Source organism: Streptomyces sp. NPDC002232, assembly GCF_042890295.1.
Classification (GTDB): Bacteria; Actinomycetota; Actinomycetes; order Streptomycetales; family Streptomycetaceae; genus Streptomyces.
Genome location: NZ_JBIARV010000004.1, coordinates 1,133,965 through 1,160,087, shown reverse-complemented (window position 1 = coordinate 1,160,087; position 26,123 = coordinate 1,133,965). Strand labels below are relative to the sequence as shown.

Annotated in this window: 11 protein-coding genes; 6 read left to right on the top strand and 5 right to left on the bottom strand. The window is 74.5% G+C overall.

The genetic code is table 11. The features are described from left to right. Positions 1–262 precede the first annotated feature (262 nt). Complete coding sequence (locus tag ACFYXU_RS23060) at positions 263–2,146, top strand: CocE/NonD family hydrolase (protein WP_389459602.1); 1,884 nt, start codon at positions 263–265, stop codon at positions 2,144–2,146. On the opposite strand, the gene ACFYXU_RS23055 is transcribed toward ACFYXU_RS23060, so the two are convergent. From ACFYXU_RS23055 to ACFYXU_RS23035, 5 genes are all read right to left on the bottom strand, one after another. Next, positions 2,094–3,992, bottom strand: coding sequence for an SIP domain-containing protein (locus ACFYXU_RS23055; protein ID WP_389459599.1), 1,899 nt, complete (start codon positions 3,990–3,992; stop codon positions 2,094–2,096). The genes ACFYXU_RS23060 and ACFYXU_RS23055 overlap by 53 nt on opposite strands. A 255-nt stretch (positions 3,993–4,247) precedes the next feature. Beyond that, entirely contained in the window at positions 4,248–5,297 is a 1,050-nt protein-coding gene (locus ACFYXU_RS23050) for an ABC transporter substrate-binding protein (RefSeq protein WP_389459597.1), read from the bottom strand. Further along, positions 5,294–6,148 carry an ABC transporter ATP-binding protein gene (locus ACFYXU_RS23045; protein WP_389459595.1) on the bottom strand — a complete coding sequence of 285 codons (855 nt, stop codon included), beginning with the start codon at positions 6,146–6,148 and terminating at the stop codon, positions 5,294–5,296. Before ACFYXU_RS23045 ends, ACFYXU_RS23050 begins: the two co-directional genes overlap by 4 nt. Then, positions 6,145–7,221, bottom strand: a complete 1,077-nt coding sequence (locus tag ACFYXU_RS23040) for a FecCD family ABC transporter permease (protein WP_389459593.1) — start codon at positions 7,219–7,221, stop codon at positions 6,145–6,147. Before ACFYXU_RS23040 ends, ACFYXU_RS23045 begins: the two co-directional genes overlap by 4 nt. After that, positions 7,221–8,195 (bottom strand): FecCD family ABC transporter permease, encoded by a 975-nt coding sequence (locus ACFYXU_RS23035; protein WP_389407012.1) that lies wholly within the window; start codon positions 8,193–8,195, stop codon positions 7,221–7,223. Before ACFYXU_RS23035 ends, ACFYXU_RS23040 begins: the two co-directional genes overlap by 1 nt. Before the next feature lie 235 nt (positions 8,196–8,430). Here ACFYXU_RS23035 and ACFYXU_RS23030 point away from each other — a divergent pair, with 235 nt between their 5' ends. From ACFYXU_RS23030 to ACFYXU_RS23010, 5 genes are all read left to right on the top strand, one after another. Then, positions 8,431–9,267 carry an AraC family transcriptional regulator gene (locus ACFYXU_RS23030; RefSeq protein WP_389459592.1) on the top strand — a complete coding sequence of 279 codons (837 nt, stop codon included), beginning with the start codon at positions 8,431–8,433 and terminating at the stop codon, positions 9,265–9,267. Between the two features lie 106 nt (positions 9,268–9,373). Continuing rightward, positions 9,374–9,580 carry an MbtH family protein gene (locus ACFYXU_RS23025; RefSeq protein ID WP_376510153.1) on the top strand — a complete coding sequence of 69 codons (207 nt, stop codon included), beginning with the start codon at positions 9,374–9,376 and terminating at the stop codon, positions 9,578–9,580. A gap of 483 nt (positions 9,581–10,063) precedes the next feature. Further along, complete coding sequence (locus ACFYXU_RS23020; protein ID WP_361399149.1) at positions 10,064–10,333, top strand: phosphopantetheine-binding protein; 270 nt, start codon at positions 10,064–10,066, stop codon at positions 10,331–10,333. Next, a complete protein-coding gene (entS, locus tag ACFYXU_RS23015) occupies positions 10,320–11,720 on the top strand; it encodes an enterobactin transporter EntS (protein WP_389459589.1) in 1,401 nt (466 codons plus the stop codon). The genes ACFYXU_RS23020 and entS overlap by 14 nt, the downstream gene beginning before the upstream one ends. A 133-nt stretch (positions 11,721–11,853) precedes the next feature. Further along, positions 11,854–26,118 (top strand): amino acid adenylation domain-containing protein, encoded by a 14,265-nt coding sequence (locus ACFYXU_RS23010; RefSeq protein WP_389459587.1) that lies wholly within the window; start codon positions 11,854–11,856, stop codon positions 26,116–26,118. Positions 26,119–26,123: the final 5 nt, after the last annotated feature.

Sequence of the window (26,123 nt, the reverse complement as noted above, 5' to 3'; positions counted from 1 at the left end):
TGTCCGAGCAGGTCCCGGACCACGTCCCGGGGAACCCCACCCTGATCCACTCCGTCGCCGCGGTGGCACGGAGCATGTGCGGCCGGGTAACGATGTCGGGCGCCCGGCACCGTCGGCGCAGACCCGGGCCGGCTGCGGGCATGGCCCATGGCCCATTCCCGGATTTTCCTGCTCAGCCGCTCTGAGTTGCCGACGCCTTCCCGCCTTGCCATGGTTTTGGGGTGGGGGCAGATCGCTGACTCGGGGTACGGGAGCCGGTCTGATGAACAACAACCGCAGCGACGACCAGGCCCGGCACGACCGGCCCTGGAGCAGACCGGGGCGGGGCAGGTACGCCCTCACCCGCCTCTCCGGCATGCTGCGGCCGGACATCTCCGTGTACCGCCCGGAACCCGGCAAGGTGCACGTCGAGAACGACCTCCCCGTCGTCACCCGCGACGGGACCGTGCTGCGCGTCAACGTCCACCGGCCCCCGGACGCCGCCCCCGTACCGGTGATCCTCTTCGCGCACCCGTACGGGAAGGACGACCTGCCCGCGCTCACGGCCTCCGGCCGTCCCAAGCTGTCGTTCCGCTACCGGATCATGCGCCAGACCGGCCCCCTGGTCTTCTCCTCCCTCACGACCTGGGAAGGACCTGACCCGGTGTGGTGGGTCGGACAGGGCTACGCCGTGGTGAACTGCGACCTACGAGGAGCGGGCACCTCGCAGGGCACCGGAGCGCTGCTGTCGGCCCAGGAGGGCCAAGACGTCCACGACCTGATCGAGTGGGCCGGAGCCCAGCCGTGGAGCAGCGGCGCGGTGGGGATGCTGGGGGTGTCCTACCTCGCGCTCACCCAGTGGCGGGCCGCGTCCACCCGGCCGCCGTCGTTGAAGGCGATCGCGCCGTGGGAAGGGTTCACCGACGCGTACCGGGGGCTGGCACGCCCCGGCGGCGTCCAGGAGAACGGATTCCTCAGAATCTGGGACCTCGGCCTGAAGAAAGTTCGGCAGGCCTACTCGTTCCGCCGGGAGAGCGCCCGCCGGCCGGTCATCGACGACTGGTACCGGTCCCTGGATCCCGACCTGTCCGCGATCGAGGTCCCCACGCTGGTCTGCGGCAGCTTCTCCGACAACAACCTCCACAGCCGCGGATCGTTCAACGGCTTCGAACGGATCGGCTCCACCGAGCGGCACCTCTACACCCACCGCGGCGGCAAATGGGCCGTCTTCTACGACCAAGAGGCTCGGACGGCCCAGCTACGTTTCTTCGAACGCCATCTGAAGGGGCGGGACGTGGCGGCGCTGCCCCGCGTGCGGCTGGAGATCCGCGACCGCGCCGACCACGTCGTGGAGGTGCGCGAGGAGCAGTCCTGGCCGTTGGAGCGTACTGAGTGGACGCCCCGGTACCTCACCGACCGCGGCCTTGCCGCCGCCCCGCCCACCGCGCCGGGATCATTCACGTTCGGCGTCCGGCGAAGCGGTGTCCGCTTCGGCTGGACCCTCACGAGGGACACCGAACTCACCGGCCCCATGGCGCTGCGCCTGTACGTCGAACTCCACGACACCGATGACATGGACCTCGTCGTGGGCGTCGAGAAGTGGAGCGGAGGCAGGTTCGTCCCCTTCGAAGGGTCCTACGGCTACGGCCGCGACCGCGTCGCCACCGGATGGCAGAACCTCGCGCTGCGCGCACTCGACACCGACCGCTCCCGCCCCTTCGAGCCCGTACCCGCCTGCCTGGTACGCGAGCCCGTCACCGCCGGAGACATCGTCCCCGTCGACATCGCGCTCGGAGCCTCTTCGACCCTCTTCCGCGCGGGAGACCAGCTCCGGCTCGTCGTGGCCGGCCGGTGGGTCCGCACGCAACCCGTTCACCGGACAGTTCCCCGCCTCCTACCGGACCCGCACCCAGGGCCGCTGCACCCTGTACTGGGGCCCCGACCAGCCCGCCCACCTCCTCCTTCCTCACATCCCGGCTGCGGAGGCCTGATGGCGCCCGGCCGAACCACCCGCGCGCCGCAGGGCGCCCCACCGCCGTCCGCAATCAGGCTGCATCAGGCCGCTGAACAGCCAACCCAGCCAAGCCCGTTCGAACGGTCCGACACTTCTCGTCCTACCGGGTCGTGCCCGCCCGCCTCTCCTCCGCGTCCGGCGTCGTGGGGGTGAAGGTCCACAGGCGGTGGTCCCAGCCGATGTCCTTGACGCCGAGGAGCGTCAGGCCCGCGCGCTCCGCCAGGGTCGTGAGGTGTGCCTCGTCGCGGACGCCGGAGCCGAACGCGCACTTGAGGCGCAGGTGGTGCAGGAGTGCCTCCGTGTCCTCCGGATCGTGGGTCGCGACCTGTTCCACCAGGAGCAGCGTGCCGTCGGGTGCCAGGGCGGAGGCTGCCTCGGCCAGGGTGTGTTCCGCGTCCTCGTCGGCCTGCCATTCCAGCTCGCGCGACATCAGGAGCGTGCGCGTGCCGGCCGGTACGGGGCCGGAGCCGGGGATCAGGTCGATCCTGGGCAGCAGGTCCTCGTCGATGATCGCCGTACGCAGGACACGCAGCACCGAGGGCAGCGCGATGATCCGCGCCCGCAGCCTCGGGAACTCCTTCACCAGGGTCTCCACGACCGTGGCCGCCCCGTGGCCCGTCGCGGTCAGTTCGGTCACGGCCGCCCAGTCGTGCGCGCGGAGCACCCCGGGGGCGATCCAGCGGGCCTCGTCCTCGATCGCGGCGCGGGCCGTGTCGGCGAGCCTGGACTCCCTCGCCATCTCCTCGGTCAGCGTGCGGCCGGCGTGCGTACGGTAGCCCGCCCGTCCCGTGCGGACGGTGTGCAGGAGTCCCGAGAGGGAGGCGTCGAGCGCGGCCTCGGCGCCCTCGAGGTGGTACTCGTCCGCCGAATGGTCGTCCTCCACCAGCTCCTCGCTGATACGGGTGAGGCTGTAGTGGCCCTCACCGTCGGTGGCCAGCAGCTCGATGCCCACGAGGTAGTCCAGCAGGACCGTGAGCGTGACGGGATCGGCGCCGGCGCTGCGCGCCAGCTCCGCCGCATGCCGGACGCCACGGTCGACCAGGTCGAAGACCCCGAGGGTCACGGCCGTCCGGATGGCGTACGGAGGGGCCAGATCGGTCAGGGCGTGCAGGCGCTCGTGGGCGTCGTCCTCGTCCTCCTCCACCACGGCGGAGACGTTGCCGGTCCGCACTTCCTCGGCGGGGACGGGGGGCGCCGTGCGGCGCCAGTACCCCGTGATGTGGGTCTGCTCGCGGGGCACCTGCCGCTCGTTGACGAGCAGACGGCGGATCCCCTTGAGAATGACGGCCTCGCCCGCGACCCACGCGAAGACGGTACCGGGCAGCCATTCGGCAGCCCGGACGGCCCGCTCCAGAAGGTCGGTGCTGCCGGCCGGGGCGCCGTTCCGGGAGAGCCAGACGATCTCGGCGTCCGCGTCGGTCGGCAGCTCCTGGCGGTGGCAGTCCTCTCCGATCTCGACGAAGACACGCGCCTTTGTACCCTTGGGCATCTCCGCCAGCCAGCGGCCGATCGCGGGCAGCGCGGTCTCGTCACCGACCACCAGGATCCAGTCGGCGCCCGCGGGGTGGCTGTGGGACATCTTCGGGCCCGCGATCCACGCGCTGTCACCCGGCACCACGTTCTCGGCCCACGTCGAGGCGACACCGCCGTCGTGGCGCACGAAGTCGAAGTCGATCTCACCGCCCTCCGGGTCGTACCGAACCGGCGTGTAGTCCTTCGCCACCGGCCGCTCGTCCTCGGGCCAGTCCAGACTGCTCACCTGCTGCCGGGGCAGGACGAGGCGCCCGCTCTCGTCCGCGAGGAAGAACTTCACGTGGTCGTCGAAGCCCTCCGTGCGCAGGGCCGGCAGCTCCAGGCCGTCTTTGACGAAAGCGCCGAGCTGCGGGCCGCCGAGGGTCAGGCGGCGCATGCCGGAAGTGACGTTCTGCGCGCGGAGCACGGTCAGCTCGCGCAGCACGATGGGGAAGGTGACGACCGAACGGGGGCTGCGGGTGGGCATGAGGGGTGCTCCTTCGTGCGCGGTGCCGGGAGGGGGGAGGGCGGGCCCGCGCGGGGCGGACGGGAGGGTGGGCCTGATGAGCCGGGTGGGATGGGTAGCGGGGGGACGGTGGGTTCGGTGGGCCCGTGGGCGGGACCGGCCCCGGTGGGCGGGACCGGCGGTCCGTACGCGCGGTTCTGTCGTGCGTACGGACCGCTCAGCTTCGCCCGCCCCGCCCGTGCGGGTGTGTTCGGTGCTTCCCCGCGGGAGCGGGCGTCATTTGCCGGCGACGGCCTCGGCCAGGAGGGGCGTCAGCTTTTCCACGACCCAGGGGGCGCTGAGGGCGTCCGGGTAGGCGACCGCCGAGGAGAGGGTGTTCTCCGAGGGGATGACCGTGTAGTGCTTGCCCTTGACGACCTGGAGGGACTGGAAGAGCTTGTTGCTCTCCAGCTCCTTGGCGCCCAGCAGGCCGTTGTCGCCGAAGGGGTACGTCATGAGCAGGACGTCGGCCTCCAGCTCGTCGAGGTTCTCCAGGCTGACAGCGTTCTTGTCGGCCTTGTAGTTCTTCGCCTTGTCCGTCTTGCGGAAGCCGAGCTGTTCGAAGACGCCCGGGTCCTGGTCGGCGTAGGACATGAAGGTGATCTGCTCGGGGTGGACGACCGCGTACGTGTACGACTTGCCCTTGAACTCGGGGTGGGCGGCGGCCGCGTCGGCGGTCGCCTTCTCGTTGGCGGTGATGACCTTCTGCGCCTCGGCGCTCATACCGAGCGCCTTGGCGGCGGTCTTCAGGCGCTCCTGCCAGGTGAGGGTGTCGGCCTGTGCCTTGTCGGTGAAGGTGACGACCGGGGCGATCGGCGCGAGCTTGGCGTAGTCGGTGTCCATCGACCAGGTGTTCATGCCGAGGATGACGTCCGGCGCCTCGGCGGCGATGGCCTCGTAGTCGGTGCCGTCGGTGTCGTCGTACTGCTTGAGCTTGCCGGCGCCGAGCTTGGTGAGAGCGCGCTGCTTGTACTCGGGGACGGGGCCGCCGTCCTCGGCGTCGGGGGTGATGACCGGGACGATGCCGAGGGCGAGGGCGATGTCGGTGTCGCCGTCGGAGACGGTGGCGACCTTGAGCGGCTTCTTCTCGACCTTCGTCGTGCCCCACGCGTTGGGGAGGCTGACCGGGAAGACGGCGTCGGCGGACGCGCCCGCGGCGGGCTTGTCACCACCGGTCTTGGCCTCGTCCTTGCCGCCGCAGCCGGCGAGGAGGGCGGCGCACGCGACGGCGGCGAGGAGGGTGCGGGCGGCGGAGGGCCGTGCGAGCGGTCTTGCGGGGCGGTTCATGAGTGGGTCTCCTGCGAGTGGTGATGGCGGCCGAGGGGGAAGATCTGTGGCCTGGCGGTGACGGGATGGGGGGCGACGACGCACCTGAGGCCGAAGACCTCGGCCACGGTCCGTTCGTCGAGGACCTCTTCGGGCGTGCCCTGCCGGATGACGCGTCCGTCGCGCAGGGCGACGATCGTCGAGGCGTACAGGGCCGCCTGGTTGAGGTCGTGGGAGACGAGCACGATGGTCTTGCCCATCCGTTCGTTGAGGTCCGCGAGGAGGTCCATGACCTCGATCTGGTGGGCGACGTCCAGGTAGGTGGTGGGCTCGTCGAGCAGCAGGGTCGGGGTGTCCTGGGCGAGGGCGAGGGCGATCCAGACCCGTTGGCGCTGTCCGCCGGAGAGCTCGTCGACGGGGCGGTCGACGAGTTCGGCGGTGCCGGTCGCCCGGAGCGCCTCGGCGATGAGCACGTCCTCGCGGGCGTCGCGGCGCCGCCCGAAGCGGTGGTGGGGGTGCCGCCCGCGCCAGACCAGGTCGCCGACCGTGATGCTCTCCGGGGCGACCGGTGACTGCGGAAGGACGCCGAGTCTGCGCGCGACCTCCCGGGTCGGCAGGCGGTGGATGTCGGCGCCTTCGAGGAGGACCGATCCCGCGGCCAGGGGCAGCAGGCGGGCAATGGCTTTGAGGAGGGTGGACTTGCCGCAGGCGTTCGGGCCGACGAGGACGGTGATGCGGCCCTTCTCGATCCGCAGGGACAGGTCCTCGATGACCGGCGCCCTGCCGTATCCGGCGCTGATGCCGCGGGCTTCCAGCTGGTGGGGCGCGGTCGCGGGCCGACTCCCGGTCTGTGGTGTCACTGCGTGGGTCACGAGGCTCCCTGCCTGCGTCGAAGAATCAGCCAGACGAAGTAGGGGGCGCCGAGCAGCGCGGTGAGGACACCCGTGGGCACCGGACTGATCAGCGGTGCGTGCTGGGCCAGGACGTCGGCGCCGAGGACCATGACGGCTCCGACGGCGGGGGCGACGAGGGTGGAGCGTCCGGTGCCGACCAGGCGTACGGCGATCGGGCCGCTGACCAGGGAGACGAAGCCGATCGGGCCGACCACGCTGGTGGCGAGGGCCGCGGCGGCCGCGCCCAGGAGCAGGACCCCGATGCGGGAGGCCGTCACCCGGGCGCCGAGAGCGGCGGCGAAGCCGTCGCCGAGGGTGAGGACGGCGAGGGAACGGCCGAGGAACAGCGCGGCCGTCGCGCAGGCGCCGAAGCCGACGGCGAGGGTGGTGACGCCGTCCCAGTCCGCGGCGCTGGTGCTGCCGACCGTCCACCGCATGGCGATGGCGATGCTCTGCTGGTCCGCCACGGTGAACAGGTAGTTGGTGTAGGCGGTGCAGACCGCGCTGAGACCGATGCCGACGAGGACGAGGCGGTACGTGTCCACCCCGCCGCGCCAGCTCAGCAGGTGCACGGCGGCGACCAGGACGAACGAGCCGAGGACGGCGGCGGCCGGGACGCCGAGGGTGAACGCGGCGGGCGCGTACAGGAGCGCGGTCGCGGCGCCGGCGCCCGCGCCGGCGGAGATGCCGACGATGTCGGGGGTGGCGAGCGGGTTGCGGATCAGCCGTTGGTACAGCGAACCGGCGAGCCCGAAGAGAGCTCCGGCGAGCAGCGCGGAGAGCGCCCTCGGCATCCGCAGCCGGAAGATCATGTAGTCGGCCAGTCCGTCACGCAGGCCGAACGCGGCGGGCAGGACGTCGGCCGGATCGATCCGGCCGATCCCGCCGAGCAGGACGGAGGCCGTGGTCAGCCCGAGCACGGCGACGGCGAGAGCCGAGGCGGTGAGGAGGGTGCGGCGGTCGCGGGACCGGCGGCCGGCCCGCAGACGGGCGACGACGGCGCGGGTGTCCGGCGCGTCCGGCCGGGCCGGACGGGTGTCGAGTGCGGTCATCACATCCGCACCAGGTCGCGGCGGCGCGCCAGCCACACGAAGAACGGGGTGCCCACGACAGCGGTCATCAGACCGACCTGGACCTCCCCGTGGTCCAGGACCAGCCGGCCCGCCGTGTCCGAGACGGTGAGCAGGACGGCGCCCGCCGCCATGGACACGGGCAACGACCAGCGGTGGTCAGGACCGACGAGAAGTCGCGCGACATGCGCGGCCACCAGTCCCACGAAGGCGACCGGACCTACGGCCGCGGTGGCGGCGGCGCACAGCAGGACGGCGACCGCCGCGGCGGTGAGCCGGGCGCGCTCGACGCGGACGCCGAGGGCGCGGGCGGTCTCGTCGCCGAGCCCGAGGATGTTCAGGGTGCGGCCCAGGGGCAGGGCGAGGAGCAGTCCGACGATCACGAAGGGCATGACCTGGCTGAGTACCTCCGCGCGGCCCGTGAGCTGCCCGACCGACCAGAAGCGGAGGTGGGCGTAGACCTCCTTGTCACGGACGACGAGGAGGGTGATGAGGGAGGACATGACGGCGGCGAGGGCCACACCCGCGAGGACGAGGCCGACGGCGGAGCTCCCCGCGTCGGTACGGGTGCCCACCAGATAGACGACGGCGGCGGCGGCCGTCGAGCCGAGCAGCGCGAGCCAGAAGTAGCCGGCCGGATCCGTGACGCCGAGGAACACGATGCCGAGGACGACGAACATCGACGCGCCCTGCTCGACACCCAGGATCCCCGGGTCCGCGAGGGGGTTGGCGGTGAGGGCCTGCATCACCAGGCCGGCGGCGCCCAGCGCCCCACCCACGGCGAGGCCGAGGAAGGTCCTGGGAATCCGCTCGGTCCACAGCACGTGAGTGTCGAACGCCTGCTCCCCCGGGTGGAGAAGGATGCGGACGACGTCCATGGGCGCGATGTCCCGGGCGCCGAGCCCGATGCCCGCGACCAGGGTGACGACCAGCGCCGCGACGGCGAGTACGGCCACGGCCGTTCCCCGTGCGGTGCGGGTGTGGAACCGTGGTGTGTCCAGGGGCGGTTCCGGCACCGGTGCGGTCGCCACCGGTGGAGTCGCTTGCGTCATCATTTGTCCTTGTTCTCCCAACCCGTACAGCAACTTAGGTTACCCTTGCCTAACCTTCGGGGATCCAACCCGGAGGTCGACCGATCACATCGAGGGGTCAGGGTCCGACCGGCCCTCGATCCGCCGGGGGGGTGGCCTCATGGCCGACGGCACGACGCGCACCGCGAACGAGGACCTGATCACGGCGACCGGGCATCCGGAGCACGTGCACGACTTCCATCAGCTGCTCTACGCGCCCCTGGGACGGATCACCGTCACCACGCCGGACGGCGCGCACGAGCTCACCTCGCCCCAGGCCCTGTGGATCCCGGCCGGCATCCCGCACAGCGCCCGCTTCGACCCCGAATCCCTCGTCCTGGCCGAGCCGTTCGAGGCCGCGGAGCACCGCCTGCCGTTCACCCGGGCCACTCCGGTCCGCCTCGACGACACCACCCGTCGGCACCTGCTCGCCCGGTATCGCGGCGCCGGTGGCGAGGCCGAGGACGCCGCCCTGTTCACCGCGCTGACCTGCGCTCCGGCCCGCCGGGACGCGCGGCTGCCGCTGCCCCAGCCGACCAGCGAGGCGGCGCGCGCGGTCGCCGTGGGCCTGTTGCGCAGACCCGACGACCAGCGCACCGCGGAGGAGTGGGCGGAGAGCCTGTACGTCAGCTCGACGAGCCTGCGCCGGACCTTCCGCACGGAGACCGGAATCTCCTTCTCCGAGTGGCGGACGAGGGCCCGCCTCAACCGCTCGCTCGAACCGCTCGGCCGTGGGCACCAGGTCGGGACGGTCGCCGCCAGGGTCGGATTCACGAGCACGAACGGCTACATACTGGCGTTCCGGCGGCACTTCGGGTGCACGCCCGGCGCCTGGGCCAAGGAGGTCACGGGGCCTTCGCCGAGGACGAGCACGCCGGGCCCGGGACTCGCTCCGGCACCGGAACAGGCCCCCCGAAGGCGACTTGACAGTCCTCGCACCCTGGGTGATTTTAGGTAAGCCTTACCTAAGAGCCCGGCTCTCGGGCGTCCCACCGAACCCCCTGCCCCTCCGCTCCCCCACGGGGTGCCGCACGCGGAGGGCGGCTCCGGCGCGAGGAGACACGATGACGACGAACCCCTTCGAGGACGACGACGCCCGGTATTACGTGCTCGTCAACTCCGAGAACCAGCACTCGCTCTGGCCGGCATTCGCCGCGATTCCGGACGGCTGGACCGTGGCGCACGGCGAGGACTCCCGGCAAGGGTGTGCCGCCTACACCGAGGAGCACTGGACGGACCTGCGCCCGGCCAGCCTGATCGCTCGCGGCTGACCCGCCCGCCCCGGCCCGGTCCAGCGGGCCGGGCGCAACCCCCCACCCCCGAATCGCCGGGCCGGGCGCACCCCGAACCGCCGGGCCGGGCGCACCCCCGGCCCGGCCCTCGACAAGCCCGGCCCTCGATCGGCCCGGCCCGCCGGCGACGGCGCCCCCGGAGTCACGGCGTGCCGCGGCCCCCGATCGCCGGACTTCCCCGCACCCCGACGCGAGAGCCACTCCGCGCCCGCCCAGGCCCCCCACGACCTGCACGCCTGCCACACGGCGGGTCGATTCGGCGTACAAACACGCGCCCAGGGGGCGCCTAGCGACCCGGACTTCCGGCGCGGCGACCTGCCACACCCACACACACCGCTCCCCCGACCCGCGTCTCGACGGACACCCCCGCGGGACGAGGGCCGGCGCTTGACTGAACGATATTTAGTTAGGTAAGCCTTACCTCACTAAATTGATCTACGACCAGAAGAAGAGGACCCCTCCATGGCCGACACGGCCGGACAGCAGACCTTCGCGCTGGAGCGGCTCGCCCGCGACGTCGCCGACGTGCTCTACGTCGAGGCCGAGGAGGTCGACCCGGACGAGAGCCTGCTCGACCAGGGCCTCGACTCGATCCGGCTGATGAGCCTGGTGGAGAAGTGGCGCGCCGAGGGCGCCGAGGCCGGTTTCGTCGACCTGGCCGAGCGCCCCACCCTCCGCGCCTGGGCCGCCCTCCTCGCGCAGCCCTCGGGAGCGTCCCGTGCGCGTGGGTGAACTCCTCGTCGACATCGGCCCGTTGCGGACCAGCCGGGACTTCCGGGCGATCTTCGTCGCCCGGATCGTGTCCCTGTTCGGTCTGGGCATGGCCACCGTCGCCCTGTCCAAGCAGGTCTACGACCTGACGGGGTCCACCTTCGGTGTCGCCGCCTCCAGCATGATCATGAGCGTCACCGTCCTGGTGGGCTCCCTGTGGGGCGGCTGGGCCGCCGACCGCATGGACCGGCGGAAGCTGATCCTGTGGGCCCGCGCCTCCGCCGCCCTCGCCTTCGCCGGCCTCGCGGTCAACGCCTTCACGCCCGAACCCCAGCTGTGGGCGGTCTACCTGTGCGTCGCGTGGGACGGACTCGCCACCGGAGTGAGCGTCACCGCCCTCATGGCCGTCGCCCCCACCCTGGTCCGCCCCGACCAACTCCCCGCCGCCGGCGCGCTGATCTCCCTGACCGGCGAGATCGGCTCGGTCGCCGCCCCGTTCCTGGGCGGCGTGCTGCTCGCCCTGTCCGGCCCCGGCCCCGTCTTCGCCTTCACCGCCGTCACCACCGCCGTCACCACCCTGCTGCTGCTCCGGCTGCGTCCGCTGCCTCCGGTGGCGGAGGACGACGAGGACGGCGCCGAGGACTCCGGATCGCCGCTCGCGGCCTTCCGGTTCGCCGTGCGGCATCGCGTGGTCGGCGCCCTGCTCGCCCTCGGCGGGATCAACGCCCTCTTCAACATGCCGGTGGTGCTCTTCCCCGAGATGGTCGACAAGCGGTTCGGCGGCGGCGAGGTCATGCTCGGCCTGCTCTACACCGCCCCGGCCGTCGGCGCCATCCTCGTCTCCGCCACCAGCGGCTGGATCACACGCGCCGCCCGCCCCGGACGCCTGCTGCTCACCGCCGCGTTCACGGGTGGCCTGTCCATCATCGGTTTCGGGCTCAGCGGCAGCGCCGCCGTCGCCTTCGCCATGCTCGCGGTGGGCGGTGCCGCCGGCACGGTCTACGAGATCCTCGAGTACGCCCTCGTCCAGCACCACACCCCGGACCGGCTGCGCGGCCGGATGGTCAGCGTCCTCACCGCGCAGGGCACCACCGGCGACGTGGTCGGCGACGTCGAGGTCGCCCTCGTGGCGAAGTGGTTCAGCCCGGTCGGCGCCGCCGTCGTGAACGGCGTGGTGTGCGCGGCCGCCGCCGTGGTCGTGGCCGTCACCGTGCCCGGCCTGCGCCGCGCGACCCTCCCCCGCGAGGAGGAGGAGTCCGGCGGCGAAGGGCCGCCCGTCGACGACCTCGTCACGGTGACGCCCGCCGGTGCGGGCCCGACCACCGCCAAGCTGCGGGCTGCCGAGGGCAGTTCCCCGGCCACCGCCCAACAGCTGACCGCCGACGGCGGTTCCCCGACCGGCGGCTGACACCGACCGGGCCGGGCGCCGCCGGTGCCACCGTCCCGGCACCGCCGCGGCGCCCGCCCTCCCCCACCCCCCTCTCCGTCCCGTCCCGCCGCCGGCTCCGAGCCGCCGCGGGTGACCCACTGGAGCAAGATCCATGACCGAGCGCGCTCTGCGACGCCTCGCCCTGACCGGGGCCCAGACCGGAGTCTGGTACGGCCAGCGGCTCGACCCCGACTCGCCGGTGTACAACGTCGGGCAGTACGTCGCCGTCGCCGGCGCGCTCGACCCGGACCTCTTCGCGACGGCCCTGCGCCGGGTCGTCGGGGAGTGCGAGGCACTCACCGTCCGCTTCGAGGAGGACGCGGACGGACAGCCGTGCCAGATCCTCGCGGACGCGCCACCGAGCGGTCCCGTCGTCGAGGTCGTGGACCACCTCGGGGCTCCGGACCCGGAAGCCGCGGCGCTCGCCGCGATGCGCGCGGACATGGCGACGCCCGCCGACCCGGCCGACGCCCCGCTGTTCGGCTTCGCGCTGCACCGGGTGGCCCCGGACCGGACGCTCTGGTACCAGCGCGTCCACCACATCGCGCTCGACGCCTACGGCTTCTCGCTCCTGTCCCGGCGCACCGCCGAGGTCTACTCGGCGCTCGCCCGCGGCGAGGAGCCCGCGCCCTCGCCATTCGGTCCGCTGTCCGCCGTCGTCGACGAGGAGGCCGCCTACCGGGACGACGAGCGGCACGCCGCCGACCGTGCCTACTGGCGGGACCGGCTCGCCGGTCGCGGGGACCACGAGCCGCTGGCCGGCGCGTCGTTCCCGGCGGCTCCCGGCTTCCTGCGCGCCGAGGGCGTGCTCGGGCCCGAGGCCACCGCGGGGGTGCTGCATCTCGCCCGCGCCGCGAAGGCCACCTGGGCGGACGTCGTGACGGCCGCCTTCGCCGCATTCCTGTACCGCTCGACCGGCGACCGCGACGTCCTGCTGTCCCTGCCCGCGATGGCCCGTCTGGGCTCGGCCTCCCTCTCCGTCCCGGCGATGGTGGTCAACGTGCTGCCGCTGCGGGTCGCGGTCCGCCCGGACCTCCCGCTGGCCGAGCTGGTCGCCGAGGTTGCCGCCGCCGTCGGTGACCTGCGCCGCCACCAGCGCTACCGCGCCGAGGACATCCGCCGCGACCTCGGCCTCGTCGGACGCGACCGGGGCCCGCTCGGCCCGATGGTGAACGTCAAGGCCTTCGACAACGCCCTCGACTTCGCCGGTGCGCCCGGCACCGTGCACAACGTGGCCGCGGGACCCGTCGACGACCTCACGCTGGCCGTCCGGCACGACGCGGCCGCCCGCCGGATCGCCTTCGAACTCGACGCCAACCCGCGTGCCTACGACGCCGACGGCCTGAACGCCCGCTGCGCCGAATTCGTCCGCTTCCTCACCGAGGCCGCGACCGCGGGACCCCGTACCCCGGTGGGCCGTCCCGACCTCCTCGACGCCACCGTCCTGCGCTCGCTCGCGGAGCAGGCCGCCTCGACCGCCCGCGAGGTGGCGCCCGGCACCGTCGTGGAGGCCTTCGCCGAGCGGGCACGGCAGCACCCCGAGGCCGTCGCGCTCGTCGCGGGCACCCAGGAGCTCACGTACGCGGAGCTCGACGCCCGCGTCGACCGGCTGGCCCGGCTGCTCGCCGCGCGTGGCGTCGGCCCCGAGCGGTTCGTCGGCATCGCCCTGCCGCGCGGCGCCGATCTGGTCGTCGCCCTGCTCGCCGTGCTGAGAGCGGGCGGCGCCTACCTGCCGCTCGACCTCGAATACCCGGCCGAGCGGCTGGAGTTCATGGTCCGGGACGCGCGGCCGGTGTGCGTCCTCACCACGCTCGCCGCCGCGCCCGACGCCCCCGACGTGCCCGGCACCGAGACCCTCGTCCTGGACTCCCCCGACGCCCTGTCCGCGCTCGCGGACCTGGCCGGCGAGCCCGCCGGGGCGCTTCCGGTCCCGGACGGCGACCACCCCGCGTACGTCATCCACACCTCGGGCTCCACCGGCCGCCCCAAGGGCGTGGTGATCCCGCACTCCGCTCTCGCCAACTTCCTGCGCATGCAGGCCCACGAGCTCGCCATGGAGCCCGGTGACGGACTCGTCGCGGTCACCACCGTCTCCTTCGACATCGCCGCCCTGGAGATCCACGTCCCGCTGATCAGCGGCGCGACGGTCGTCCTCGCGGGCCGCGACACGGTCCGCGACCCGGCGGCCCTCGCCGCCCTGATCGAGACGCACCGGCCCGCCGTGATGCAGGCGACGCCGTCGCTGTGGCACGCCCTCCTGGAGGAGGGTGCTCCGCGCGCCCTCGCCTCCACCCGGGTCCTCGTCGGCGGCGAGGCGCTGCCCGCCGCCCTCGCCGAGCGCCTCGCCCGCACGGCCGCGTCGGTCACCAATGTGTACGGGCCGACCGAGGTGACCGTCTGGGCCACCTCCTCCGCCCTCTCCCCCGGGCACACCGGCACCCCGGACATCGGCCTGCCGTTCTGGAACACCCGCGCCCACGTCCTCGACTCCGCGCTGCGCCCGGTGCCGCACGGCCGGCCCGGAGAGCTGTACCTGGCCGGCGCCCAGCTGGCGCGCGGCTACCTCGGCCGCCCGGCGCTCACCTCCGAGCGGTTCACGGCCGACCCGTACGGCCCGCCCGGCTCCCGCATGTACCGCACGGGCGACCTGGTGCGCCGCCGCCCCGACGGTGTCCTCGACTTCCTCGGCCGCGCCGACGACCAGGTGAAGGTGCGCGGCTTCCGCATCGAACTCGGCGAGATCGAGACCGCCCTGACGGACCGGGAGGAGGTCGACCGGGCCGTGGCCGTGGTCCGCGAGGACGTGCCCGGCTCCCCGCTGCTGATCGGCTACGTGACCGGCACGGCCGGCGCCTCCCCGGACGCGGCGGAGCTGCGCGCGGCGGTGGGCGACCGGCTGCCCGCGCACATGGTGCCGTCGGCCGTGGTGGTCCTGGACACCTTCCCGCTGACGGCCAACGGCAAGGTGGACCGGCGCGCGCTGCCCGCGCCCGACCTGGCCGGGTCCGCCTCGGCCGGCGGCCGGACGCCTCGGGACGCCCGCGAGGAGATCGTCACCGGGGTGTACGCCGACGTCCTGGAGCTGGCCTCGGCCGGCCCCGACGACGACTTCTTCGACCTCGGCGGCCACTCACTGCTCGCCGCCCGCCTCGCGGCCCGGCTGCGCACCGCGCTCGGCACCGAGTGCGGCGTGCGGGACGTGTTCGAGGCGCGTACGCCCGCGGCGCTGGCCGAGCGGCTCGCCGCCCGCGCCGAGACGGTCGCCCGTCCGGCGCTGACCGCCAAGCGCCGGCCCGAGCGCCTTCCGCTGTCGGACGCGCAGCGCCGCCTCTGGTTCCTGCACCAGCTCGAAGGCCCCGCCGCCACGTACAACATCCCGTTCGTGGCCCGGTTCGGCACGCTCCTCGACCCGGAGGCCCTCGACGCGGCCCTCGGAGACGTCGTGGCCCGGCACGAGACGCTGCGCACGGTCTTCGCCGAGCACGACGGCGAGCCGTACCAGCGGATCCTGTCCCTGGCCGGTGCCGGAGTGCGGCTGCGCGTGGAAGAGACCGCACCGCAGGGCGTGGACACGGCGGTGGAGAGGGCCCTCGGTCACCTCTTCGACCTGTCGGCGGAGGCCCCGGTGCGGGTCACCCTGGTCCGTGACACCGGGCGCGGCGCCGACGCCCTGGTGGTGCTGCTGCACCACATCGCGAGCGACGAGTGGTCGATGGGGCCGTTCCTGTACGGTCTCGAACGCGCCTACGCGGCCCGGCTCCTGGGCGAGGAGCCGGAGTTCACCCCGCTGCCGGTGCAGTACGCCGACTTCGCGCTCTGGCAGCGCGAGGCGCTCGGCGACCCGGCGGACCCGGAGTCCCCGGCCGCCCGGCAGACCGCGTACTGGCGCGAGGCGCTCGCCGGGCTTCCGGCCGAGGCGACGCCGCCCGCCGACCGGGCCCGGCCCGCCGAGCCCGACCACTCGGGCGGCATGGTGCACCGCGAGGTTCCCGCCGTGCTCGCCTCCGGTGTCCGGCGGCTGGCACGCGAGTCCGGCACCAGCGTCTTCATGGTCGTCCACGCGGCCGTCGCCGCCCTCCTCCACCGGCTCGGCGCGGGCGACGACATCCCGCTCGGCAGCCCGGTCGCGGGCCGGCCCGACCCGGCCCTGGACGGTCTCGTCGGCTTCTTCGTGAACACAGTGGTGCTGCGCGCCGACCTGTCGGGCGACCCGACGTTCGCCGCCCTCCTGGAGCGGGTGCGGGGCACGGACCTGGCGGCGCTCGACCACGCGGACCTGCCGTTCGACGCCGTGGTGGAGGCCGTCCACCCGGAGCGCTCGCTCACCCGGCACCCGCTCTTCCAGGCCATGGTGTCGCACAGCACCGTCACCCAGGACGTGCGCGCCCTGTTCGGCCTGGAGGCGTCCGTGGACCGCACGGACCCGGGCGTCACCAAGTTCGACCTCGACGTCACCTTCTCCGACAGCGCCCACGGCGACGCGCTCGACCTGGAGGTCTTCTACGCGTCCGCCCTCTACGACCGGGACACCGCCGAGGCCCTCGCCGGGCGGCTGCTTCGCCTCCTGGAGCAGGCCGTCGCGGCGCCGGGGACCCCCGTCTCCGCGTACGAGCTGCGGTCCGAGGAGGAGCGGGCGCTCCTGGAGCGGTGGAACGACACCGCCGTCGACCACCCGGACGCCACCGTCGTGGAGATCCTCGCCGGGCGCGCCGAGCGGACGCCCGACGCGGTCGCCCTGGTCTGCGGCGAGCTGCGGCTCACCTTCGCCGAGCTCGACGACCGCGTCACCCGGCTCGCGGTGCTGCTCGCCGGGGAGGGCGTCGGCCCGGACGCCGTCGTGGCGCTCGCCGTGCCCCGCTCGGCCGAGTCCGTCGTCGCCGCCTTCGCCGTCCTCCGGGCGGGCGGTGCCTACCTCCCGCTCGACCTGGACCACCCGGAGGAGCGCCTGGCGTACCTGCTGGGCGACGCGGCGCCCGTCTGCGTGGTCACCACGCGGGCCGTGGACGGACGGGTTCCGGACGCCGCCGGCGCGTCCCGGATCGTCCTGGACGACCCCTCGGTACGGGACCGGCTGGCCGCCGCCGAGGGCCCGGCGCCCCGGGCGCCCCGCCCGGACGACCTGGCGTACGTCATCTACACCTCGGGCTCCACGGGCCGCCCGAAGGGCGTCGGCCTGCACCACGCCGGCCTCGCCAACCTCTACCGGGACCATGAGCGCGAGCTCTACCGGCCGGTGGCGGAGCGGCTCGGGCGGCGCGTGCGGGCCCTGCACACCGCCTCGTTCTCCTTCGACTCCTCCTGGGAGCAGCTGCTGTGGCTGGTCGCCGGGCACGAGCTGCACGTCCTGGACGAGTACGGGCGGCGCGACGCGGACGCGGTGGTCGCCCACGTGCGGGAGGCGCGGATCGACGCGCTCGACGTCACCCCGTCGTACGGCCGGCACCTGCTCGACGCGGGCCTGTTCAGGGGCGACCACCGGCCGCCGCTGTTCCTGCTCGGCGGGGAGGCCGTGCCGCCGGCGCTCTGGACGGAGCTGCGCGCGGTCCCGGACGTGGAGACGGTCAACTACTACGGTCCCACCGAGTTCACGGTGGACGCCCTGGTCGCGCGGGTATCCGACGCCGTGACGCCGGTGGTGGGCCGCCCGCTCGACAACACGCGGGCGCACGTCCTGGACGCACGGCTGCGGCCGGTGCCGCCCGGCGTGCCCGGTGAGCTGTACCTCGCGGGCGTCCAGAACGCCCGCGGCTACCTGGGCCGCCCGGTGCTGACGTCGGAGCGGTTCGTCGCCGACCCGTACGGCCCCGCCGGCTCGCGCATGTACCGTACGGGCGACCTGGCGCGGCGCCGCTCCGACGGTCTGATCGAGTTCCTGGGCCGCGCCGACGACCAGGTGAAGATCCGCGGCTTCCGTGTCGAACTCGGTGAGATCGAAGCCGAGCTGACGGCCTGCGAGGGCGTGGTGTCGGCGGCCGTCCTGGTCCGCGAGGACGTCCCCGGCGTGCCGCGTCTGGTGGCGTACGTGACCGGCGGCGCCGATCCGGACGCGGTGCGCCGGGCGGTGGCCGGGCGCCTTCCGGAGTACATGGTCCCGGCGGCGGTCGTCGGCCTCGACGTCCTGCCGGTGAACGTGAACGGCAAGCTGGACCGGCACGCGCTGCCCGCGCCCGCCGTGACGGCCGCCGCGCCGTCCCGCGCCCCGCGCGGCGCGGCGGAGGAGCGGCTCGCCGCGGCCTTCGGCGAGGTCCTGGGTCTGGCGTCGATCGGTGCCGAGGACGACTTCTTCGCGCTCGGCGGCCACTCCCTGCTCGCGACGCGCCTGGTGGCGCGGGTGCGGGCGGCGGGTCGCGCCTGCTCGGTGCGGGACGTGTTCGAGGCGCGGACGGTCGCGGGCCTGGCGGCCCGGCTGGCGGAGCGGGCCGCCTCCGAGCGCCCCGCGCTCGCCCCGGTCGCCGAACGCCCCGAGCGCCTGCCGCTCTCGTACGCGCAGCGGCGCCTCTGGTTCCAGTACGACATGGACGGCGCGAGCTCGACGTACACCGTCCCGCTGGCCCTGCGGCTGCGGGAGCGGCCGGACGTGACGGCGCTGCGTGCCGCGTTCGGCGACCTGGTGGCGCGGCACGAGGTGCTGCGGACCGTGTGCGCGGAGGCGGACGGCGAGCCGTACCAGCGGATCCTGGCGCCGGGCGAGGCCGAGGTGCCGTTCGCCGTCCGCGCGGTGGCGTCGGATGCGCTCGCGGACGCGGTGGAGGCGACGGTGGCGGAGCCGCTGGGCCTGGAGGACGGACTCCCGTTGCGGGTCACGCTGTTCGACGCGGCCGACGAGGAGCATGTGCTCGTGGTGCTGCTGCACCACATCGCGACCGACGAGTGGTCCACCGGACCGTTCCTGGCCGACCTGGACGCCGCCTACACCGCGCGGGTCGCCGGCCGGACCCCAGACTTCTCCGCGCTACCCGTCCAGTACGCCGACTACGCCCTGTGGCAGCGGGCGCTCCTGGGCGACCCGGCGGACGCGTCCTCCCTGGCCGCGCGCCAGTCCGCCTTCTGGCGCGAGGCCCTCGCGGGTCTGCCGGAGGAGCTGGCGCTGCCGACGGACCGGCCGCGGCCCGCGGTCCCGACCCACCGGGGCGACACGGCCACGGCCGCGCTCCCGGCCGGACTCGTGGCCCGCCTCGACCGGCTGGCGGCGGACTCCGGCGCGACGATGTTCATGGTGGTGCACGCGGCGGTCGCGGCCCTGCTGCACCGGCTCGGTGCCGGGGACGACATCCCGCTGGGGACCCCGGTCGCGGGGCGCGGCGACAGCGTCCTCGACGGGCTCGTGGGCTTCTTCGTGAACACGGCCGTCCTGCGGACCGACCTGTCCGGCGACCCGTCGTTCACCGAACTGCTCGGCCGGGCCCGCGCGGCGGGGCTCTCGGCCCTCGACCACGCCGACCTGCCCTTCGACGCGGTCGTGGAGGCGGTCGCGCCGGTCCGCTCGCTCGCCCGTCACCCGCTGTTCCAGACGATGGTGGCGTACGAGGGCGGCGGCCCGGACCTGTCGCGGCTGCTCGGCACGGATGCCGGGGAGTTCCCGGTGCGGGGCGGCGCGGCCAAGTTCGACCTGGAGATCCTTTTCCGGCGCACGCCGGAGGGCGGCCCCGACGGTGCGGGAATGACCTGTGGGGTGCGGTACGCGACCGACCTGTTCGAGCGTTCCGGTGCCGAGCGTCTGACGGAGCGGCTGGTCCGTCTCCTGGAGGCCGTGGCGGACGCGCCCGACGCCCCGGTGTCCTCGGCCGCGCTGATGGGCCCGGAGGAGCGGCGGCTGATCCTGGAGGAGTGGAACGCGACCGAGCGGGTCGTGGACGGTCCGCGCACGCTGGCGGACCTGGTGGCGGCGGGCGCGGCGACGGCGGACGGCCCGGCGCTCTTCTTCGAGGACGCGGAGCTCTCCCGTCCCGACTTCGAGACCCGCGTGAACCGCCTCGCCCGGCTCCTCGTCGACCGGGGCGTGGGCCCCGAGTCGGTCGTCGGCGTCGCCCTGCCTCGCTCCCTCGACCTGCTGATCGCCCTGCACGCCGTCGTCCGCGCCGGAGGCGCCTACCTGCCGCTCGACCTCACCCTGCCCGCCGACCGCCTCACCCACATGACGGACACGGCACGTCCGGTGTGTGTCGTGACCGACCTCCCGTCGCTCGGCGCGCTCCCGGCCGGGGTGGACGCCGAGCCGGTGGTCATGGACGCGCCCGAGGTGCGTGCGGAGCTGGAGGGCCTGGCCGGCACCGTGGTCACGGACGCGGACCGGTCGGCGCCGCTGCTGCCGCGCCACCCGGCGTACGTCCTCTTCACCTCCGGGTCCACCGGCCGTCCCAAGGGGGTGGTCGTGGAGCACGAGGCCATCGTGAACCGCCTGGCCTGGATGGAGGGCACGTACCGGCTGACCTCGGCCGACCGGGTGCTGCAGAAGACGCCGACGACGTTCGACGTGTCCGTCTGGGAGCTGTTCTGGCCGCTCGCCCAGGGTGTGCCGCTGGTCATCGCCCGGCCCGAGGGCCATCGCGACCCGGAGTACCTCGCGGAGCTGGTCCGCGAACGGAACGTCAGCGTGCTGCACTTCGTGCCGTCGATGCTCCAGGCCTTCCTGGACTCGGTGGACGTGGCGCGGTGCCCGAGTCTGCGGCTGGTGGTGTGCAGCGGCGAGGCCCTGCCCACGGAACTCGTCGACCGCTTCCACGCGTCCACCGTCGGGCCGACCGTGCGCCTGGAGAACCTGTACGGGCCCACCGAGGCCGCCGTCGACGTCACCGCCGCCACCGCACGCTCCGGCGCCACCACCGCCTCCGCCTCCATCGGCTCGCCCGTCTGGAACACCCGTCTCCACGTCCTCGACTCGCGCCTCCAGCCCGTTCCCGTCGGCATCCCCGGCGAGCTCCACCTCGCCGGAGTCCAGCTCGCCCGCGGCTACCTCGACCGGCCCGACCTGACGGCGGAACGATTCGTCGCAGACCCCTACGGGCCTCCTGGCACCCGCATGTACCGCACCGGCGACCTCGTCGTGCGCCACCCCGGCGGACAGCTCCAGTACCTCGGCCGCACCGACGACCAGGTCAAACTCCGCGGCCTGCGCATCGAACTCGGCGAGATCGACGCCGTACTCGCCGGGGCGCCGGGGGTGAACCGCGCCGTGACCGTGGTCCGCGCGGACCGGCCCGGCGTGCAGCGGCTCGTGGGGTACCTCGTCGGCGCCGGTGACGGGCCGGTCCTGCTGGACGCGGTGCGCGCCCACGCGGCCTCCCGGCTGCCGGAGTACATGGTCCCGGGCGTGTTCCTGGAGATCCCGGCCGTTCCCCTCTCCCCCAACGGCAAGCTCGACCGCCGTGCCCTGCCCGTCCCGCCGGACACCGTCGCCGGGACGACGCGGGCGCCGAGGGACGCGCGGGAGGAGATCCTGCTCGGGATCTTCACGGCCCTGCTCGGTCTGGAGACGGCCGGTGTCGAGGACGACTTCTTCGACCTGGGCGGGCACTCCCTGCTCGCGACGCGTCTGGTGGCCCGGATGCGGGCCGCGCTGGGCGTGGAGTGCTCGGTCCGGGACGTGTTCGAGGCGCGGACGGTCGCGGGTCTCGCGGCCCGGCTGGCGCGGCGGACCGCCTCCGGGCGGCCCGCCCTGGCGCCGGCCGGCGAGCGTCCCGAGCGCCTGCCGCTCTCGTACGCCCAGCGGCGCCTGTGGCTCTTCGACAGCGTCCGGGGGCCGGGGACCGCGTACAACGTGCCCTTCGCGGTCCGTCTCGACGGACCCGTGGACGCGTCGGCCGTGCGCGTGGCGGTGGAGGACGTGGTGGCGCGGCACGAGGTGCTGCGGACCGTGTTCGCGGAGGTGGACGGCGAGCCGTACCAGCGGATCCTGACTCCGGACGAGGCGCGGGTGCCGTTCGAGGCGCGCCGTGTCCCCTCCGACGCGCTCGCCGCCGAGGCGGAGGCCGCCTGCCGGTACGTGTTCGACCTGGCCCGGGAGATCCCGGTGCGGGTCTCGCTGTTCAGCGCGTCCGACCAGGAGCATGTGCTCGTGGTGCTGCTGCACCACATCGCGACCGACGAGGGGTCCACGGGCCCGCTCCTGGCCGATCTGGACACGGCCTACGCGGCCCGCGCCGCCGGCCGGGCGCCCGGGTTTCCCGTGCTCCCCGTCCAGTACGCCGACTACGCGCTCTGGCAGCGCGACCTCCTGGGCGACCCGGCGGAGCCGGACTCGACGGCGGCGCGCCAGGCCGCGTACTGGCGGGAGGCACTGGCCGGGATCCCGGAGGAACTCGGCCTGTTGACCGACACCCCGCGTCCGGCCTCGCCGACCCACGGCGGCGATGTGGTCCCGTTCGAGCTCTCCGCCGCCACGGGCGCCGGACTCGCCCGGATCGCCCGTGACCGGGGCGCGACCCTGTTCATGGTGGTGCACGCGGCGGTCGCGGCCCTGCTGCACCGGCTCGGCGCCGGGGACGACATCCCCCTCGGCGCTCCGGTGTCGGGGCGCGGTGACGAGCAGCTGGACGGCCTGGTGGGCTTCTTCCTGAACACGCTGGTGCTGCGCGCGGACGTGTCGGGCGAGCCGACCTTCGCGGAGCTCGTCGGCCGCGTGCGCGACGCCGGGCTCGCCGGCTTCGCGCACGGTGACCTGCCGCTGGAGGCGGTGGCGGACGCCGTGGGCGCGGCGCGCTCCCAGGCCCGCAGTCCGCTCTTCCAGGCGATGGTCACGTACCACTCGGTGTCCACGGAGTTCGCCTCGCTGTTCGGGGTCGCCGCCCGTGAACTGCCGGTGGAGATCGGCGGGTCGAAGGTCGACCTGGAGTTCGCCTTCGGCGGCTCGGCCGTCGACGGGCGGATCGAGGGCGGTCTGCGGTACGCGACCGATCTCTTCGGCCGGCCGGGGGCCGAGCGGCTCGTGGAGCGGCTGGTCCGGCTCCTGGACGGGGTGGCGGCCGACCCGGACGCCCCGGTGTCCGCCCTCGACCTGTGGGCCGGGGGCGAGCGGCGCGCTCTGGAGGAGTGGAACGCGACCGAGCGGGTCGTGGACGGTCCGCGCACCCTCGCGGACCTGGTGGCGGCGGGTGCGGCGACGGCGGACGGACCGGCGCTCGTCTTCGAGGACGCGGAGCTCTCCCGTCCCGACTTCGAGACCCGCGTGAACCGCCTCGCGCGGCTGCTGATCCGGCGGGGCGTGGGGCCGGAGTCGGTCGTCGCCGTCGCCCTGCCCCGCTCCCTCGACCTGCTGATCGCCCTGCACGCCGTCGTCCGCGCCGGAGGCGCCTACCTGCCGCTCGACCTCACCCTGCCCGCCGACCGGCTCACCCACATGTGCGAGACGGCCGGGCCCGTCGCGGTCCTCACCGACACGGCCTCGGCGCCGGACCTGCCGGCGGGGCTCGCCGCGGAGCGGATCGTGCTCGACGCGCCGGCCGTGGCCGCGGAGTGGGCGGGCGCGGACGCGCGGGCGGTGACGGACGAGGACCGGGTGGCGCCGTTGTCGCCGCGCCACCCGGCGTACGTCCTCTTCACCTCAGGCTCCACCGGCCGCCCCAAGGGGGTCGTCGTCGAGCACGAGGCCATCGTCAACCGTCTCCAGTGGATGCAGGGGGCGTACGGGCTGACGCCGGCCGACCGGGTGTTGCAGAAGACGCCGACGACGTTCGACGTCTCCGTCTGGGAGCTGTTCTGGCCGCTCGCCCAGGGCGCGCCGCTGGTCGTCGCCCGGCCGGACGGGCACAAGGACCCGGAGTACCTGGCCGAGGTGATCCGTGCCCGGCGGGTCAGCGTCCTGCACTTCGTGCCGTCGATGCTGGACGCGTTCGTCGCGGAGGCGGAGATCGCGCACTGCCCGAGCCTGCGGCTGGTGGTGTGCAGCGGCGAGGCCCTGCCCACGGAACTCGTCGACCGCTTCCACGCCTCCGCCGGGGGCCGCCCGGTCGCCCTGGAGAACCTGTACGGGCCGACCGAGGCCGCCGTCGACGTCACCGCGGCCGCCGCCCGGCCGGGCGCCACCACCGCCTCGGCCTCCATCGGTTCCCCGGTCTGGAACACCCGCGTCCACGTCCTCGACGCCCGTCTCCGGCCCGTACCCGTCGGTGTCCCCGGCGAGCTCCACCTCGCCGGGGTCCAGCTCGCCCGCGGCTATCTGGGCCGCCCCGATCTGACGGCGGACCGGTTCGTCGCCGATCCTTACGGGCCCGCCGGCACCCGCATGTACCGCACCGGCGACCTCGTCGTGCGGCATCCCGACGGACGGCTCCAGTACCTCGGCCGGACCGACGACCAGGTCAAGCTGCGCGGCCTGCGCATCGAACTCGGTGAGATCGACGCCGTGCTCAGCGGGGCGCCGGGGGTGGCCCGCGCCGTGACGGTGGTCCGCGAGGACCGGCCGGGTGTGCGCAGGCTCGTCGCCTACGCCGTCCCGGCGGGCGACGGGCCGGTGGACCCGGACGCGCTGCGGGCGCACGCGGCGGCGCTCCTCCCGGAGTACATGGTCCCGGCCGTGTTCCTGGAGATCCCGGCCGTGCCGCTCTCCCCCAACGGCAAGCTCGACCGGCGCGCCCTTCCGGCGCCGCCGGAGGCGCGGCCCGCGCCGGGCCCGGCGGCGGTCGCCCCGGTGGCCGTCGCCGAGACGCCGGGCGGGCTGCTCGCGCGGCTGATGGCGGAGGTCCTCGGGCTGCCCGCGGTGGGTCCCGACGACAACTTCTTCGAGCTGGGCGGCGACAGCATCGTCTCCATCCGGTACGTCAGCCAGGCCCGGAAGGCCGGGTTCACGGTGACGGCCCGGCAGGTCTTCCAGCACCCGACGCCGGCCGGTCTGGCCGCCGTCGCCGCGCCCGCCGCCCCGGCGGGCGGTGCTCCGGAGCGCGCGGCCGAGCAGGCCACGGGTCCGCTGGTCCTGCCGCCGGTGGCGCACTGGTTCGCGGAGCGCGGCGGTGCCCATCGCCGCTTCTGCCAGGCCCGTCTGGTGGTGCTGCCCGCCGGGGCGCGGCACGCGGACCTGGAGACGGCGCTCCAGGCGGTGCTGGACGTCCACGACGGGCTGCGGCAGGTGCTGACCGTGACGCGGCCCGGCGTGTGGAGCGCCGAGGTCGACCCGGTGGGCTCCCTGACGGCCGCCTCGGTGCTGCGGACGGTGGACGCCGCCGGGCTCGACGCGGAGGGGCTGCGGGGCCTGGTGTCCCGGGAGTCGGACCGTGCCGCGGGCGAGCTCGACCCGGAGGCCGGCCGGACCGTGCGGGCCGTCCGCTTCGACGCCGGGCCCGGTGAGCCGGGACGGCTGCTGCTCGTCGCCCACCATCTGGTGGTGGACGAGGTGTCCTGGCAGATCCTGCTGCCGGACCTGCGGGCCGCGTGCGAGGCCGCGGCCGAGGGGAGGGCTCCCGCCCTGGAGGCGGTGCCGACGGCGCTGCGGACCTGGACGGCGGGGCTGCTCGCCGAGGCGCAGAGCGGGCGCCGGACCGCCGAGCTGGACCGCTGGCTCGCCGAGTCCGCCACGGGTGGGCGGCTCCTGACGGACCGTGCGCTGGATCCGGCGCGGGACACGGTGGCGACCGCCCGGCGGCTCACCGTGCGGCTCTCCGCCGAGCGGACCGCCCCGCTCCTGACGGCCGTGCCGCAGACCTTCCACGGCACGGTCAACGACACGCTGCTCACCGCGCTCGCGCTCGCCGTGGGCGACTGGGCGGCCCGGCACGGGACGCCCGTGGCCGGCGTGACCGTCGAGCTGGAGGGGCACGGCCGGGAGCAGGACCTCGTCCCGGGCGCCGACCTCACCCGTACCGTCGGCTGGCTGACCGGCGTCTACCCGCTGCGGCTCACCGCGGACTCCTACGACGCGCGGGCGGTCGTGGGCGGGACACAGGATCCCGGGGCGGCCCTGAAGGAGGTCAAGGAACGGATCCGCGGGGTCCCGGACGGCGGTCTGGGGGCGGGTCTGCTGCGGTACGCCAACGCCGCCACGGCCGGGCTGTTCGACCCTGCGGACCGTCCGGAGATCCTCTGGAACTACCTGGGCCGGCAGACCGCCGCCCGGCAGACCGCCTGGGGTCCCGCCGCCGAGGCCGACGCGCTCGCCGTGGGCCCGGAGCCGGGCGCGCCGCTCGCCTACCCCCTCCAGGTGGACGCGGAGGTCGAGCAGGGGCCGGACGGGCCCGAACTGGTCGCCTCCTTCCTGTGGGCGGGCGACGCGCTGTCCCAGGACACGGTCGCGGCGCTCGCGGACGGCTGGACCGCCGCGCTCGACGCGTTCGCCGCCTGGGCGGCGGGCGGGACGTCCGCCGGGCACACCCCGTCCGACCTCGACCTGCTCGACCTCGACCAGAACCAGATCACCATGCTCGAAGAAATGTGGAGGGCCCAGCAGTGACGCAG

Bases quoted from the DNA above. Each gene is read 5' to 3' on its own strand.
- ACFYXU_RS23060 (WP_389459602.1), top strand. From the start codon at position 263: ATGAACAACAACCGCAGCGACGACCAGGCCCGGCACGACCGGCCCTGG.
- ACFYXU_RS23055 (WP_389459599.1), bottom strand. From the start codon at position 3,992: ATGCCCACCCGCAGCCCCCGTTCGGTCGTCACCTTCCCCATCGTGCTG.
- ACFYXU_RS23050 (WP_389459597.1), bottom strand. From the start codon at position 5,297: ATGAACCGCCCCGCAAGACCGCTCGCACGGCCCTCCGCCGCCCGCACC.
- ACFYXU_RS23040 (WP_389459593.1), bottom strand. From the start codon at position 7,221: ATGACCGCACTCGACACCCGTCCGGCCCGGCCGGACGCGCCGGACACC.
- ACFYXU_RS23030 (WP_389459592.1), top strand. From the start codon at position 8,431: ATGGCCGACGGCACGACGCGCACCGCGAACGAGGACCTGATCACGGCG.
- ACFYXU_RS23025 (WP_376510153.1), top strand. From the start codon at position 9,374: ATGACGACGAACCCCTTCGAGGACGACGACGCCCGGTATTACGTGCTC.
- ACFYXU_RS23020 (WP_361399149.1), top strand. From the start codon at position 10,064: ATGGCCGACACGGCCGGACAGCAGACCTTCGCGCTGGAGCGGCTCGCC.
- ACFYXU_RS23010 (WP_389459587.1), top strand. From the start codon at position 11,854: ATGACCGAGCGCGCTCTGCGACGCCTCGCCCTGACCGGGGCCCAGACC.